Raw genomic sequence first — 14,139 nt, 5'->3', positions numbered from 1 at the left:
AGGCGTCGCTTGATTCACCCGATGCGTTGGCTTCCGCTCATTCCTCACGCCGTTCCACTCACCCCTGTCTCAACGACGTGGCGCGCGTTTCGCGGCCGGCTTGACCGTCTTCTTTACGGCTTTGCGTCCGGCGGGCTTAGCAGGTGCCTTCTTCACCGCCGGCTTGGCGCTTTTCGTTGCCGGCGCGGCAGCGGCCTTGCCAACCTTGCCTGCGGGCTTGTCCGCGGCCTGCGTGCGGGCGCGCTGCGGCGGGCGCGTGCGCCCGGGCGTCAGCGCGCGCCAGGTGCGTCCGCCGTCCAGCGCCAGCAGCGCATCGGCGGCGGTCGGCCCTTCGCTGCCGGCGACGTAGTTGGGGAATTCGGTCGCCGGTTGCCGGGCCCAGGCGTCCAGCACCGGCTGCACGATGCGCCAGGCCGCATCGACCATGGTCGCATCCTGGAACAGCGCCGCCTCGCCGCGCATGCAGTCGTGCAGCAGGCGCTCGTAGCCCACCGTGTTCTGCTGCGGGAACCAGTCGCGATAGCGGAAATCCATCCGCACGGGCGCCAGCGCCACCGGATAGCCCGGCCGCTTGACGTCGAACTGCAGCGAGATGCCTTCGTCCGGCTGGATATGCAGGACCAGCCAGTCAGGGCCATAGCCGCCGATGGCCGTATGCCGGAAAGGCGCCAGCGGCGCGGGCTTGAAGCGGATCGCCACTTCGGTGGTGCGCGTGCGCAGGCGCTTGCCGGTGCGCAGGTAGAACGGCACGCCGGCCCAGCGCCAGGTGTCGATGGCCAGCTTCATCGCCACATAGGTCTCGGTCTCGGAGGTGTCCGAGGTGGTGTCCTCCTCGCGGTATCCCGGCACGTTGCTGCCGTTGATACTGCCGGCGGCGTACTGGCCGCGCACCACGTCCTCGGGCGCCAGCGGACGCACGGCCTCGATCACCTCCGAGCGTCGGCGCAGCATCGCCTTGGGGGTGAAGTCGGAAGGCGGCTCCATCGCCACCATCGCCAGCAGCTGGAACAGGTGGTTGGGCACCATGTCGCGCAGCGCGCCGGTGGGCTCGTAGAAGCTGCCGCGACCCTCCACGCCGATGGTCTCGGCCGCGGTGATCTGCACGTGGTCGATGCGGTCGCGGTTCCAGACCGGCTCGAACAGGCCGTTGGCGAAGCGGAAGGCCTGGATGTTCTGCACCGTCTCCTTGCCCAGGAAGTGGTCGATGCGGAAGACCTGGTCCTCCTCGAGCACGTCGGCGATCTGCGCATTGAGCGCGCGCGCGCTTTCCAGGTCATGGCCGAAGGGCTTTTCGACGATCACCCGGCGCCACGGGCCGCCCTCGGTCTGCTTGACCAGCCCGGCGCGGCCCAGTTCGGTCACCGCCGTGCCGAAGAAGCGCGGCGCGGTGGCCAGGTAGAACAGCACATTGCCCTGCGTGTCGTGCTTGGGGTCGATCTCCTCCAGGCGCTTGCCCAGCAGGCGGTAGTCCTCGGCCGAGGTGAAATCGCCGCGCTGGTAGAACATGCGCTTTGAGAGCCAGCGCCAGGTGTCCTCATCGATGCTCTCGGCCTGGAACTCGCCGCCGCGCGAGGCCGCCTGCGCGCGCAGCGCATCGCCGATCTTGCGGCGCCACGCCGCCTCGCTGACATCGCCGTGGTCGAAGCCGAGGATGGCGAAGCGCTCGTCCAGCTGGCCGGCGCGCTTGAGGTTGTACAGCGCCGGCAGCACCAGGCGCTGGGCCAAGTCGCCGCGGGCGCCGAACAGCACCAGGATGCAGGGCGGGGCCAGGGCTTCGGCGGTGACGCCGGGAGAGGTGGTGTCGCTCATGCGTGGATCTCCGTGCTGGTGCGCTGGATGTCGTGGAGGTTGTTGAGGCGGTAGGCGGCGTTGACCAGGGCCACGTGCGAATAGCCCTGCGGGAAGTTGCCGAGCATGCGCCGGCCACGCGGGTCGTATTCCTCGGCCAGCAGGCCCACGTCGTTGCACAGCGCGAGCAAGGCGGTGTAACGCTCGAGCGCCTGGTCGGTGTGGCCGATGATCGCCAGCGCCTCGACCAGCCAGAAGCTGCAGGCAAGGAAGGTGCCTTCGCCGTCGGGCAGGCCGTCGCCGGCTTGCTCGGTGGCGTAGCGCTGGACCAGGCCGTCGACGGTGAGGCGGTCGCGGATCGCCTCGACCGTGGCCACCAGCCGCGGATCGTCCGGCGGCAGGAAGCCGGTCAGCGGCATCAGCAGCAGCGCCGCGTCCAGCGCTTCGCCGCCGTAGCTCTGCACGAAGTAGCCATCCGGATGCAGGGCGTTGGCCAGGATGTCGGCATGGACCTGCGTGGCCTGTTCGCGCCAGCGGGCGCGATCTTCCTCGCAGTAACTGGCCTCGTTCTGCGCGGCCAGGTCGAAGGCGCGCCAGGCCATCAGCTTGGAGTGGGTGAAGTGGCGCCGGCCCGAGCGCACCTCCCAGATGCCCTCGTCCGGGTCGTGCCAGCGCTGTTCCAGCTCGATCAGGAAGGCGCGCTCCAGCTCGATGCCCGACTCGCCCGATTCCATGCCGCGCAGGCGCGCAGCCTCGAGCATGCCGATCAACTCGCCATACACGTCCAGCTGGAACTGCTTGGCCGCCGCGTTGCCCAGGTTGACCGGGCGCGAATCGCCATAGCCGGGCAGCCAGTCGGCCACCCACTCGGGCAGGCGCCGCTCGCCGCCCACGCCGTACAGCGCCTGCAGCTGGCCCGGGGTGCCGGCCACCGCGCGCTTGACCCAGTCGCGGAAGGCCGCGGCCTCCTCACGATAGCCGGCGTTGGTCAGCGCCAGCAGGGTGAAGCTGCTGTCGCGCAGCCAGCAGTAGCGGTAGTCCCAGTTGCGCTCGCCGCCCAGAGACTCGGGCAGCGAGGCGGTCGGCGCGGCCACGATGGCGCCGGTGGGCAGATAGCTCAGGCCCTTGAGCACGACCAGCGAGCGCTTGACCTGCGCGCTCCAGCGCCCGGCATCGGCGCAGCGCGAGGACCAGTCCTCCCAGAAGCTCAGCGTGGTCTGCAGCGCCTCTTCCACCTCCAGCGCCGGCGGCTGCTCCAGATGCGAGGCGCCGTGGCTGAGCACGAACCACGTGCTCTGGCCTGGCTCGAGCGTGAACTCGGCCGTGGAGACCATGTCATGGCTGTCGATGGTCAGCGGCGTGCGCAACAGCAGCTGGTCGGGGCCGGCGACCGCGCGCAGGCCGTCGTCCTGCTGGGTCACCCACGGCACGATCAGGCCATAGCCGAAGCGCATCACCAGCTCGGTGCGCATCGGCACCCGCCCGCGCAGCGCCTCGACCCGGCGCACCAGGTGGTTGTGCACCTCGCCGTTGTGGCTGGCGACCATGAAGTCGGTGACCAGCAGCTGCCCGCTGTCGGTCTCGAAGATCGTGTCCAGCACCAGGCTGCCGTCGCGATAGCTGCGCTGGCTGCGGGCGGACTCGTCGGCCGGGCAGAGCAGCCAGCGGCCGTGCTCGGGTGTGCCGAGCAGGGCGGCGAAGACGGCGTCGGAGTCGAACCGCGGCAGACAGAGCCAGTCGATCGAGCCGGCGCGGGTCACCAGGGCGGCGCTGCGGCAGTTGCCGAGCATGGCGTAGTCTTCGATGGGGGTCGACATCGGGCGGTTCCGGACTGAGCGGCGTAGAAGTACCAGCGCGGCCGTGGGCGGTGCGTGGTCTGGCGCCCGGCCGCGCGGGCAGTGTTCAGGTTTGCTAGACCTTGTCATCGCGGCGCTTCGTCGCCATGACGCCCCTGTCAGCGGGCAGCCCCGGGGCAAGCGGGTAGAATCGGCCGGCGCCGTGCCCCCGCCACATCGGGCCCGCTGCGTCTCATCAATTCGGAGTTGGCATGGCCTGGAATACCCCTGGTAGCGGTTCGGGAAACAACGGAAGCGGCAGCGGGCCGGGCGGGGGGCGCAATTCCTGGAAGCCGGGACAGGGCGGCGGCCTGGACCAGATCCTGGCGCGCCTGCGCGCTATCTTCGGCGCCGGCGGCGGTGGCCCGCTGCGCTGGGTGCTGGTGTTCTTCGTGCTGCTGCTGGCCTTCAGCAGCTTCCAGCTGGTGGGCGAGCAGGAGCGCGGCGTGGTGCTGCGCTTCGGCCAGTTCGCGCGAATCATGCAGCCCGGCCCCAACTTCAAGTGGCCCTGGCCCATCGAAACCGTGCGCAACGTGCAGGTGACCACCATCGGCACCTGGGGCCTGCAGGAAATGCCCGTGCTGACCAACGATGAGAACATCGTCAACGTCACCCTCAACGTGCAGTACCGCATCAACGACCCGCGCCAGTACCTCTACGGCACCCAGGATGCCGACCAGGTGCTGCAGCAGGCCGCGCAGAGCGCGGTGCGCGAGCAGGCCGGTCGCGCCTCGCTGGAGGACGTGCTCAACAAGCGCGGCCCGCTGGCCTCGGCCGCCAAGGAGCGCCTGCAGGCGGCGCTGGACGCCTACCACACCGGCATGGTCGTGACCGACCTGACCCTGCCCAACGCGCGCCCGCCCAACGAGGTCAAGCCGGCCTTCGACGACGTCAACAGCGCCCAGCAGAGCCGCGAGCGCCTGGTCAACGAGGCCCAGGCCTACGCCGCGCGCGTGGTGCCCGAGGCCCGGGGCGAGGCCGCGCGCACCCGCACCGCCGCCGAGGGCTACAAGGAGGCCGCCATCGCCAACGCGCAGGGTGACGCCGATCGCTTCAGCCTGCTGCAGCAGCAGTACGCCGCCGCGCCGGAGACCACCCGTAAGCGCCTGTGGCTGGAGACGGTCGAACAGGTGCTGGGCCATAACCGCAAGGTGGTTGGCGGCGATGGCCGCCAGCTGATCTACGTGCCGATGGACGCCAACGCCCAGGCCAAGGCGCTGCCGCCGGCCTCGACCCTGCCGCGCCTGCCGACCGACACGCTGCTGCCGGCGGTGCAGAGCGCGGGCGGCAGCGACAGCGCCTCGTCGACGCCGACCGACCCGCTGCGCCCGCCGCGACCCACCGGCCGCGAGGAGGGCCGCCCATGAAGACTTCCGTGACCGTGGCCGTGATCGTGGCCGCCCTGCTGGCGCTGATGGGCTCGGTGTTCATCGTGCGCGAGGACCAGACCGCGATGGTGCTCAACCTGGGCCGCGTGGTGCGCGCCGACGTCAAGCCGGGCCTGCACTTCAAGCTGCCGCTGGTGGAGACCGCGCGGGTGTTCGATCGCCGCTTCCAGATCCTGGAGACCGCGCCGGAGCGCTACTTCACCTCCGAGCAGAAGGACGTGTCGGTGGACTTCTTCGCCATCGGCTACATCTCCGATGTGCGCGCCTACTACCGCGCCACCGGCGGCGACCAGCGCAACGCCAACGCCCGCCTGGCGCCGATCGTGACCAACTCGCTGCGCAACGAGATCAACTCGCGCACGCTGACCCAGCTGGTGTCCGGCGACCGCAGCGAGATCATCGCCAGGCAGCTGGTCTCCATCAACGCGGCGATCAAGAACCTGGGCATGCAGCTGGTGGACATCCGCCTCAAGCAGATCGACCTGCCGCAGGACAGCAAGGTGCTGGGCGAGGTCTACGACCGCATGCGCGCCCAGCGCCAGCAGGTTGCCAGCGCGCTGCGTGCCGAGGGCGAGGAGCAGGCCCGCACCATCCGCGCCGAGGCCGACCGCCAGGCCACGGTCATCGCGGCCGAGGCCGAGCGCGACGCCCAGCGCCTGCGCGGCGAGGGCGATGCCCAGGCCGCGCAGCTGTACGCCAAGGCGTCGGCGGCCGACCCGGGCTTCTACGCCTTCTACCGCAGCCTGGAGGCCTACCGTCACTCCTTCGCCGACGGCAACGCGGTGATCGTGCTGGACAAGAACGACCCCTTCCTGCAGTACATGAAGTCCGATCGCTAATCGGCCGATCGATGCGAAGTGGAGCGGGGCGCCTTCAAGGCGCCCCGTTTCGTTTTGCCCGGGGCTTCCGCACCAGCCGAAGCGTCACCTTCCAATCGTCATTCCCGCGAACGCGGGAATCCAGCGACTTCGCTCCTCCGCTGATCCCCGCGCCCCCCGGCCTCGCAAATCTGAACACCCCCAACCACCCCAAGGTGGCCCCCGTCCCCCAAAACCCGGATAATGCACAAAAGCCGGCCGGGCGCTTCCCACCAGAAGCACACCCTTCCGGCTTTTTCCGTGTCCTGGATGTGGTGATGCGCGTGCGGCCCGCCCCGATGGCGGCTGACATACACGCGCCTCATGCTCCAGACCGCACGGCCCAAGTCCGCGGCCCCGATGGCCGCAACAAAACAGGAGTACCCGTCATGGGTCAGTCAGTGGTGGTGTTGGGCGCCCAGTGGGGCGATGAAGGCAAGGGCAAGATCGTCGATCTGCTCACCGAAGAGATCGGCGCCGTCGTGCGCTTCCAGGGCGGCCACAACGCCGGCCATACCCTGGTCATCAACGGCAAGAAGACCGTGCTGCACCTCATCCCGTCCGGCATCCTGCGCCAGGACGCGCTGTGCCTGATCGGCAACGGCGTGGTGATCAGCCCGGCCGCGCTGATCAAGGAGATCGACGAGCTGGAAACGGCCGGCGTGGAAGTGCGCAGCCGCCTGAAGATCTCGCCGGCCGCGCCGCTGATCATGCCGTACCACATCGCCCTGGATCAGGCCCGCGAGAAGGCCGCCGGCGGCAAGGCCATCGGCACCACCGGCCGCGGCATCGGCCCGGCCTACGAAGACAAGGTGGCGCGCCGCGGCATCCGTATCGCCGACCTGCATTACCCCAAGCAGCTGGAAGAACTGCTGCGCACCGCGCTGGATTACCACAACTTCGTGCTGACCAAGTACCTGGGCGTGGAAGCGGTCGACTTCCAGAAGACCTATGACGAAGCGCTGGCCTTCGGCGAGTACGTGCAGCCGATGAAGTCGGATGTGGCCGGCATCTGCCACGACCTGCGCAAGCAGGGCAAGCGCGTGCTGTTCGAGGGCGCGCAGGGCGCGCTGCTGGACATCGACCACGGCACCTATCCCTATGTCACCAGCTCCAACACCACCATCGGTGGCGCACTGGCCGGCACCGGCGTGGGCGCGCAGGACATCGACTACGTGCTGGGCATCGCCAAGGCCTATGCCACGCGCGTGGGCGGCGGCCCGTTCCCGACCGAACTGGACGACGAAGTGGGCCAGGGCATCCGCGACCGCGGTGCCGAGTACGGCGCCTCCACCGGCCGCCCGCGCCGCTGCGGCTGGATGGACATCGTCGCGCTCAAGCGCGCCGTGGCCATCAACGGCATCTCCGGCCTGTGCATCACTAAGCTCGACGTGCTGGACGGCATGGAGAAGCTGAAGGTCTGCATTGCGTATGAGTACAACGGCAAGCGCACCGAGTACGCCCCGCTGGACGCGCAGGGCTGGGAAGACTGCACCCCGGTCTACCTGGAGTTCCCCGGCTGGAACGAGACCACCCACGGCATCACCGAGTGGGAGAAGCTGCCCGCCGCCGCCCGCGCCTACCTGCGCGCGCTGGAGGAACTGGCCGGCTGCCCGATCAGCATCGTCTCCACCGGCCCGGACCGCGACCATACGATGGTGCTGCAGGATCCGTTTGCCTGATCGCACGCTGTGCCCCTCTCCCGCATGCGGGAGAGGGCTGGGGTGAGGGGCCTTTCAGCGCCCTTGCCCATGCCAAGCCCCGCGCAAGCGGGGTTTGGTGTTTCGGGGGATAGCAAATTCGATATTCGCGAACGGCAAACTTTGCCCGCCCCGCTTGAGCGCCCGCGCCTCACTGCGACCATGCAACGCAATTGCAACACGTGAGCTGGGGATGAAGGCTGCGTCGCTGCCGTCTTTGCAGTTCAAGCCCGAATTGCGTGAAACCGCCGAATCGGTATTGCGAGGGGCCAAAACTTGTTAGGACTGATGTTTCAGCTGGCGACACCGTTAACGTGTTCAAGCCTATCTGTCAGGCAGGCGCATACTCAGGATAGTCGATGTACCCCTTGGCACCGCCGCCCTAGACCGCACTGTGTTCTGCAGGCGCTAGCGGCCAGTTGTGCTGCATGCGTGCGACCAGATCCGGATGCTGATGGAGGTAGTGCCGAGCGCAGTCAGGTCGATGATGCCGGCACCGATCGCTGCTCGGCACGCTCGCGGGTCATGCTGCCAGCCAAGATGAGCGCGGTTGCTGACAGGAGTGGCTTGAGGCCGCTCAGAATCGCCACCGAACCCCGAATCGCCGGCGCCATCCACCGACCTCTGCTCGACCTTGAAAACGGACTAATCCATCAAGTGCACGTAGGCGCGCAGACGCTAATAGGGGCCGACTTCGGTCACCATCACGCCGGCCGCATCCCGCTGCTGAAGTCCAAGCGATCCTGCATCCATCGATACGCCGCATCCACCGACTCAAAGCGAACGGTCGCGCACCCCATTGGTGCCCTGGCCATAAGTTGCACGGTCTCGTTCTCAGAGCCGCTCGCATCCTTCATGAGCCACCGCAAATACCGTTCGAACTCCTTTTTGGTCGCGTAACGATGCGGCGGAGGGCGCAAAAACTCGTTGCAGTACTGCGTAGCATCGAGCTGCTTGTGCTTGAGCGGTAGCTTCCGCCGGAGCCCCGCGCACTCTGCAAACACATGCTGATTGCACACCTGGGTCCGGTAAGGAGCACAGCGAATATCGCCTGTCCCCCTGTCTTCCCAAGCGATGAAGTGGCACAGGTCATGGAGCGTCCGCATCGAATCATCTTGCTGCAGCAAAAGGCAAAGGTTCTTGCGGCGTGGCTTTTTGCCTTCGCTCGTGATCGCCGACTCCGAATGCTTGAATTCGATAAGGGCGAAACCGTGCGCACCAGCTATCAGGTAGTCGGCAGCGTCCCGGTCCTGTCCGCCCAAACCAAACGCCTGAAAGGGTTGACCTTGTTCCTGACAGCGCTCGCGCATGTAGTCATTGAAGATGTCGGCAATGGCTTGCTCATTATCGGCCATGGGGGTCGGCACTCGTTGAGGATGATGGCACCAGATCCTGGCCTTCTTCTTGCAGGGTAATAAAAAACTTTTCTTGGCCGAGCGGTGTGACCTGCATGCCTTGGGTCACCGTCTTCCAGAAGCGATAGCTTTCACCAATCATTTCGATGTTTAGCACCAACAGGCCATGTCGTTGCATCCAATGCAAAGCTCCCTGGAACAGTGCTTTGCCGACGCGGCAGCGTCGGTACTCAGGCACGACGTACAGCTTGTACAGCTCAGCCTCTGTGCCGTACTGGCTGATCGAAGCGATTCCAACGGGCACGCCAGCCTCGACGGCCATCAATTGCACTGCGACCAGAGCACCATATACGTCCGCGATGGGCGCTCCGCGGTCGCGGCTTAGCCTGCCTTGAAGGACCTGGATTTGTTCATGCGTGGGCGTCTCTGTGATTTCCATGTAGCCTCTGTACTCCGTCAAGCCGATGAGTGTGCCTGCCGCCTGATGCTGCGGCCAGCTGCTGTCCCCGCGCGAGGCCCTCGCACGAAGACTCCAGCCAGCTGCACGTCACTGGGCACGAGCGGCATCATCTCCGATCATCCACGCGCCTTGCTACGACAAATCCAGCGGCCTTTGTTGGGCTCTGTCCTGGCAGTCGCAACGGAACAGCGAGGTTGTTGGGTGAGCCGATGCCGCTGCGTCTCCGCCTCAGTCTGGACCGGTGAGCCAGACAAAGTCGACCACCCGAGGCCCGCTTTCGGCCAATAGCTGACATTCGGCTATCGCCAAGGCGACCTACGGGAAAAGGCAAGAACTGGGCTGGAACTACACTGGCTGCTTTCGTGCCGCAAATCGTGCTGAATGGACATTCGTTCAGGGTGGCCCTTTCGAGGCCGCCGATCATTCTCGAGGAAATAGCATAGGCAGCACCACCGGCGGTGCCGATGCCGACGTCACCGTCGATTGGTTCAAGAAGTTCTTCGGCGACGTGAAAGGCAAACGCTTTTTCTTCACGAGCGGACTGGATAACGCGGCGCTAAAGAATCTCAAGACGATTCAGGTGCTTCGCACCTAGAAGAAATCGCGCAGATGGCGACCAACAGCCTCTCCGCCGGATCGCGCGAGTTCTTGCTCGTGCCTGGCCACTGGCGCTGGAGCGCCAGCTCAGCAGGCCAGTCGCGGGCATCATTAGTGGCGATGGAACAACTGGCAGTTCGTCGCGGCCGTGGTGGACCAACTATCGCTTGACCGCTTTTTGTTCTCCTGCATGCTCTCCTATACTTGATGAAAGGGGCGAGAACTATGTTCGAAATTGTTGGCGCACAAGTCGCCGACCTCAATGACGCCGATCTGCGAACACTCGTCGCACGTCTCGCTTTGGCTGAATTGCGGGCGCAGGGTTGCCCCAGTTCGTCGGTAACCGCTGGCGGTAATCAGGATGCGGCCGATGGCGGGCTTGATGTTCGGGTCGAGTGCCCGTCCGCACTGCTGATGCCGGATTTTGTGCCGAGCCAGCACACAGGGTTTCAGGTAAAGAAGCCCGACATGCCGGCGAGCGCAATCCGCAATGAGATGCGTCCTGGCGGCGTACTACGGCCGGTCATCGCCGAACTCGCCGCTCGCTCGGGTGCCTACATCATCGTCAGCGCGCAAGGGTCGTTCGCAGACAAGCCGCTGAGCGATCGTCGCGATGCGATCCGGGCGCAGCTCGACGATCTGCCTGAGGCCGGGCAGTTGCATAGCGACTTCTACGATCGCGACCGGCTGGCTACATGGGTCAATCACTATCCCGGGATTGCCGCCTGGGTCCGCACGCGGCTCGGCATCGGTATGTCGGGCTGGAGCAGCATCGGCGATTGGTGCGGCGTCGGCGTGAGGGAGGAGACGCCCTATCTCTTCAATGACAAGGCTTGCCTAACTGATGAGCGAACGAGCGCCCGCGAGCAACTCACCATCGGCGAGGGTATCGCCCGTCTTCGCATCTCTCTGGCCAAAGCTCGCCAATGTATCCGGTTGATCGGCTTGTCCGGTCTCGGAAAGACTCGTCTCGTGCAGGCACTGTTCGAGGATGGTGTCGGCGAGGCGCCGCTGGACCCGGGGCTTGCCGTTTATACCGACTATTCGGTCGAGACTGACCCGACTTCCCGGGACATGGCGCGCCAGCTAGTTATCGCACGGCAACGTGCGATCCTGATCGTCGATAACTGCAATCCGGCGACGCACAGCGAACTTGCCCGCATCTGTTCGGAAGCGGGGAGCCAGGTCAGCCTCCTCACGGTCGAATATGATGTTCGCGACGATGAGCCCGAGCGTACCGAGGTCTTTCGCCTGCAATCAGCATCGCCCGAAATGGTGGAACTGTGGCTGGAAAAGACCTTCCCCAATGTGACGCAGGTGGATCGGCGCACGATATCGGAGTTCAGCGACGGCAATTTCCGGGTGGCGCGCGCCCTCGCCGAAACACTCGGGAAAGGCGAGACCCTGGGAAAGCTCAAGAGCCGTGACCTCTTCGAGCGGATTTTTCACCAGCGCAACGAGCCCGACCGGGATCTCCTTTCCGCCGCCGAAGACCTTGCGCTGCTCTATTCGATCGATGGCGAAGACACGTCGGAAAGCGGCGAACTTGCGCGGGTTGCTGCTATTCGCGGCGCTTCCGTGGCGACGATTTATGCGGCACTGAACACGCTTCGTCAGCGCGGGATCGCGCAGCTACGAGGACGGTGGCGCGCGATCCTGCCGCACGCGATCGCCAACCCGCTCGCCGGGTTCGCCCTCGAACGCATGCCCCCGGCCGATTTCGATCGCTTCTGCGCGTCGCTCACGGCGCGGATGCAGAAGTCCCTTTCGCGCCGCCTCGGCTATCTGCACGACAGCGCCGAGGCACGGGCCGCGGTCGAGCGCTGGCTCGGTGCCGACGGTCTTCTTGGCGATCTCCCGGCGTTGGGCGAAGACGGCCTCCAGATCATCACCAATATCGCTCCGGTCGCGCCCGATGCAGTGCTCGCAAGGATCGAGCGAGACGTGGCTGGGCCGCGCGGCACCGAGATACTCGATCCGCAGTCGAGCGACCGATGGCAGTGGATACGGTTGATCAAGCTCCTCGCTTACGATCCACCGCTATTCGACCGCGCGGCGACATTGCTTGCCCGGTTCCTTTCCGCCGAACCGCCCAATCACAACAACAACTCGGCATCGGACATGTTCGCCGAGCTGTTTCACCTGCATCTGTCCGGCACCAAGGCTTTGCCGGACCAGCGGCGATCGCTTGTGCGCCGGTTCGCGCAATCTGGTGATCCGGCTTTGATGCGCTGCGCCGGCGTCGCCCTCGATGCGCTGCTGAAGGCACATCATTTCAGTTCATCCAGCGACTTCGACTTCGGCGCCCGGTCACGCGACTATGGCTGGCACCCGCCGACCTATGGCGACATCTGGGCCTGGTACAACGGCGCGGTCGACTTGGCGGTCGAGCTTTCGCCAATCATCGAAAACGCCCGTGACCACCTTGCCCATAGCGTAAGGGAGCTGTGGCGTTTCGGCGCCTGTCACGATGCGCTCGAACGGGCAGCGACCCGCTTCTCTTTCGAGCGGCCCTGGATCGAGGGGTGGATCGGCTTCCGCACAGCACTGCGTTTCGAGGGCGACGCTATGCCTGACGAGGTGCGCGCGCGTCTCACCGCGCTCATCGAGCGCCTGAGACCCACCGATCTTCTCCATCAGGCACGTGCGGTGGTACTGGGGCGCAGCAGTTTCGGTTGGGATGTCGCTGACGGTGATGCCGACGACGGCGATGTCATGAAGCCGTATGAGCGTGCCTCCCAGCTCGCGAAGGAGATCGGAACAGCGCTCGCGCATGACCCGGAGACGCGCGCTACCTTCATCGCCGAACTGCTCGTCGAACAACATCCGCAGCGCGCCTACGAGTGCGGCAGCGGCCTGTCGGATAGCGCCGCCGATCTTGATGCGATGTGGCGGGAACTGCTGAGCCTCTTTTCTGCCGCCGATGTGGACAGCCGGAGTGCGACGGTGCTCGGCGGGTTCATCCATGGCGCAAACGCCAGGGATTCGGCCTTCGCCGACGCCGCGCTGGAGGATGTGATCGAGAATCCCGATCTCGCCGCGAGCCTGACCTATCTTCAGGCGTGTGTTGCTATCGATACCCAGGGCATTGCGCGGCTTCGGCGTGCGATTAAACGTGGCGTCCTGTCGGCGCGGACTTTTCACAGCATCGCCAATGGCAGCGTCGGCGATTCTCCACCCGACGCGCTTGGGCCGCTGCTCACCGACATCGCCAGTCTCGCCGACGGCGTGGAGATCGCGCTCGATATCCTTCACATGCACTTCTACCGCGATCGGGGGGAGGGCCGACAACGCGCTCCATCCTTGATTGCCGTCGGCCGTGAGCTGCTGCTGCGCGCCGACTTCGGGAAGAAGCATTCGCTTCGCGATCTTGGGCTGTATACCGTCATTCGGGTCTGCTGCGCCGGACCTGATGGTGCGGCGACGCTGCGCGAGATCTGCGCGCGGGTCCGGGTGGGGCTGGAGACCGTCTATCTCTCGTCCTACGATCTTGGTTATGTCTTGAAGGCGCTCTTCGAAACGCATCCCCTCATCGCTCTCGACGAATTCCTGCTTCCTGAGCTCCGGCCGAAGAATCGAGGACTGTTTGCGGGGGACTTCGGGTCTGGCACGCCGGTGGAAGATGTCGGCGCCGAGACGCTTGTTCAGTGGGCGAATATCGATCCGGATCGGCGCTATCCGCTGCTTGGCAAGAGCATCTCTATGTTCAAGCGGCGGCAGGGCGAAGAGGAGAATGGTGTCTCCACGCTTTTCCTAGAAATATTGGGCCACGCGCGAGACAAGCGGGCGTTTCTCGGTGATATCTGGTCGCGGCTGCATCCGCGCAGCTGGAGCGGCTCGCTCGCCGATATCCTGATTCGGCGTCGCGCAGCTATCATAACGCTGGGTGACAATTTCGGAGGCGAGGTTCGACAATGGGTCACCGACATGCTGCCCGAACTGGAACGCTGGATCGAACATGAGAGCAAGCGCGATAGGGAAGGCGAGCAGAGTTTCGAATAGCTGCTGATCCGAGCATCCTCAGCGGGGCTCTGACGCCGATCGCGGCTCTCGCGGAGTCTTAGGCCGGACCCGCCACCCTTTGCATTTCTGCCCGACGGCTTCGCGCTGGGCGAATGGCCGGTTTTGGCACACCGCTGCCGGACGGCTGCTTAGGGTC

At 65.8% G+C, this 14,139-nt stretch carries 8 protein-coding genes; 4 read left to right on the top strand and 4 right to left on the bottom strand.

Features of this window, described 5'->3' with window-relative positions:
• Positions 1-69: 69 nt before the first annotated feature.
• Together zwf and WFQ05_RS10035 are read right to left on the bottom strand one after the other, a co-directional pair.
• The gene (zwf, locus tag WFQ05_RS10040; RefSeq protein ID WP_337053696.1) at positions 70-1,809 is read right to left on the bottom strand and encodes a glucose-6-phosphate dehydrogenase; all 1,740 of its coding nucleotides are present in this window, start codon (positions 1,807-1,809) and stop codon (positions 70-72) included.
• Positions 1,806-3,605, bottom strand: coding sequence for a glycoside hydrolase family 15 protein (locus tag WFQ05_RS10035; protein ID WP_337053695.1), 1,800 nt, complete (start codon positions 3,603-3,605; stop codon positions 1,806-1,808). Before WFQ05_RS10035 ends, zwf begins: the two co-directional genes overlap by 4 nt.
• Positions 3,606-3,835: 230 nt before the next feature.
• Here WFQ05_RS10035 and hflK point away from each other — a divergent pair, with 230 nt between their 5' ends.
• The 3 genes from hflK (at position 3,836) to WFQ05_RS10020 (ending at position 7,550) form a co-directional block, all read left to right on the top strand.
• Positions 3,836-4,990 carry an FtsH protease activity modulator HflK gene (hflK, locus tag WFQ05_RS10030; protein ID WP_337053694.1) on the top strand — a complete coding sequence of 385 codons (1,155 nt, stop codon included), beginning with the start codon at positions 3,836-3,838 and terminating at the stop codon, positions 4,988-4,990.
• Entirely contained in the window at positions 4,987-5,850 is an 864-nt protein-coding gene (locus WFQ05_RS10025; protein WP_130522864.1) for a protease modulator HflC, read from the top strand. Before hflK ends, WFQ05_RS10025 begins: the two co-directional genes overlap by 4 nt.
• 407 nt (positions 5,851-6,257) lie before the next feature.
• The gene (locus tag WFQ05_RS10020; RefSeq protein WP_130533379.1) at positions 6,258-7,550 is read left to right on the top strand and encodes an adenylosuccinate synthase; all 1,293 of its coding nucleotides are present in this window, start codon (positions 6,258-6,260) and stop codon (positions 7,548-7,550) included.
• A gap of 722 nt (positions 7,551-8,272) precedes the next feature.
• Here the strand turns inward: WFQ05_RS10020 and WFQ05_RS10015 are convergent.
• Together WFQ05_RS10015 and WFQ05_RS10010 are read right to left on the bottom strand one after the other, a co-directional pair.
• Complete coding sequence (locus WFQ05_RS10015; protein WP_337053693.1) at positions 8,273-8,923, bottom strand: hypothetical protein; 651 nt, start codon at positions 8,921-8,923, stop codon at positions 8,273-8,275.
• A complete protein-coding gene (locus WFQ05_RS10010; protein WP_337053691.1) occupies positions 8,913-9,362 on the bottom strand; it encodes a GNAT family N-acetyltransferase in 450 nt (149 codons plus the stop codon). Before WFQ05_RS10010 ends, WFQ05_RS10015 begins: the two co-directional genes overlap by 11 nt.
• A gap of 843 nt (positions 9,363-10,205) precedes the next feature.
• On the opposite strand from WFQ05_RS10010, the gene WFQ05_RS10005 reads away from it, so the two are divergent.
• Positions 10,206-13,982: a hypothetical protein gene (locus WFQ05_RS10005; RefSeq protein WP_337053690.1), complete on the top strand. Its 3,777-nt coding sequence runs from the start codon at positions 10,206-10,208 to the stop codon at positions 13,980-13,982.
• The last annotated feature ends 157 nt before the right edge of the window (positions 13,983-14,139 follow it).

It is taken from the genome of Pseudoxanthomonas sp. USHLN014 (assembly GCF_037153335.1).
GTDB classification, from domain to species: domain Bacteria; phylum Pseudomonadota; class Gammaproteobacteria; order Xanthomonadales; family Xanthomonadaceae; genus Pseudoxanthomonas_A; species Pseudoxanthomonas_A winnipegensis.
This window is presented reverse-complemented; position numbering and strand designations above follow the sequence as displayed.